This is a genomic window from Candidatus Dorea massiliensis AP6 (assembly GCF_964245105.1).
In the GTDB taxonomy this organism is placed as follows: Bacteria; Bacillota; Clostridia; order Lachnospirales; family Lachnospiraceae; genus Laedolimicola; species Laedolimicola intestinihominis.
Genome location: NZ_CAXTKW010000042.1, coordinates 1 through 1,475 on the forward strand (window position 1 = coordinate 1; position 1,475 = coordinate 1,475).

A 1,475-nucleotide genomic window follows, 5' to 3' on the forward strand; every position below is an offset into this window, starting at 1 on the left:
TTGATATGTACCCTCTTTACTGGACAAAATCCAGTAAGGAGGGTTATTTTATGCACTATTCACCTGAATACAAATTAAAATGTGTAGAATTGTATCGAAACGGCATCTTACCAGAACCGCCTAACGGAGTTACCAAAAGAGCTTTTCGGGAAACTGTTCGAAGATGGACTCGAATAGAAATGAATTGTGGGCCAGATGCACTAAGAAGAAAAAATCATAATAAGAAATGGTCTGTTGAAGAAAAACTTGAGCTTATTTCAAAGGTTCTAGCTGGAGAGTCAAACAAAAAGGTTGCTTGTAGTAATGGCATTAGTGAAGCAATGCTATATCGATGGGTACAAAAATATAAAACAAAAGGTTATAATGGTCTGATAGATATGAAAAAAGGTCGACCACCAAAGGAGCTTCAAATGAAAAAGAATGTAAATCCAGCACCTCTGACAGAATCAGAACGAGAAGAATTAATACGTCTTAGAGCCGAAAATGAATATATCAAAACTGAGAATGAAGTAATAAAAAAAAGGATCGCCTTGAGGCAAGAAAAATGGGCTGCGCAACTCAAGGCGAAAAAGCAGCAATCATCAAAGAACTCCGAGAAAAAGGATACCAACTAAAACATCTATTAGTAGCCATGCGAATAGCTAAATCTACTTACTATTTTGAGATCAATAAAGTGGATGTTGTAAAATCTAAAAACGAGAGATTAATATCTGAGATTCAAGAAATATTTGACAACAACAAAGGTAGATACGGAGTTCGAAGAGTCCACAAAGAACTGATGAATCGCGGTTATAATGTAAATCATAAACGGGTTCAACGCCTCATGCATGATATGGAATTGTTTGGAAAAAGACCAAAGGAAAAATATCATTCTTACAAAGGCGAAGTCGGAAAGATTGCAGATAACATCATAGATCGGGATTTCAGTACAACTGCACCATTGCAGAAATGGACTACCGATGTGTCCCAGTTCAATTTTTCATGGGGGAAATGTTACATTTCTCCAATTCTAGATATGAATACAAATGAGATTATTTCATACGATTTATCTCTAAGTCCAAATATGGAGCAAATTCAACGTATGCTTAATAAAGCTTTTGAAAAATTTCCGGCTGTTAATGGTTTGATATTTCATTCAGATCAAGGATGGCAGTATCAGCATGCCTGCTTTCGAAATGCCTTGAAGGAACACGGTATAATTCAATCTATGTCTAGAAAAGGAAACTGCTATGATAATTGTATTATGGAAACATTCTTCGGAAGACTAAAGAACGAAATGTTTTATGGATATGAAAAAAACTATGAGTCGTTTGAAGATTTTTCTAAAGCAATTGAAGAATATATAGATTACTATAATAACGAGAGAATTCAGGCAAAAACAAAATGGATGCCTCCTGTAAAATACAGGAAAGCATCCATGTGTTGCTGTGCCTAATTCATAAATCAATGTGTCCAGGATTCTGGGTACATATCAG

Annotated in this window: 2 protein-coding genes; both read left to right on the forward strand. The window is 35.3% G+C overall.

What is annotated here, in order from left to right; translation table 11 throughout:
• Nucleotides 1-614 (forward strand): transposase (locus tag ACESZP_RS17895; RefSeq protein ID WP_499709945.1); only part of this gene is annotated, 614 nt, incomplete at its 5' end.
• Nucleotides 545-1,435, forward strand: coding sequence for an IS3 family transposase (locus ACESZP_RS17900; protein ID WP_499709946.1), 891 nt, complete (start codon nt 545-547; stop codon nt 1,433-1,435). The genes ACESZP_RS17895 and ACESZP_RS17900, both read left to right, overlap by 70 nt.
• The last annotated feature ends 40 nt before the right edge of the window (nt 1,436-1,475 follow it).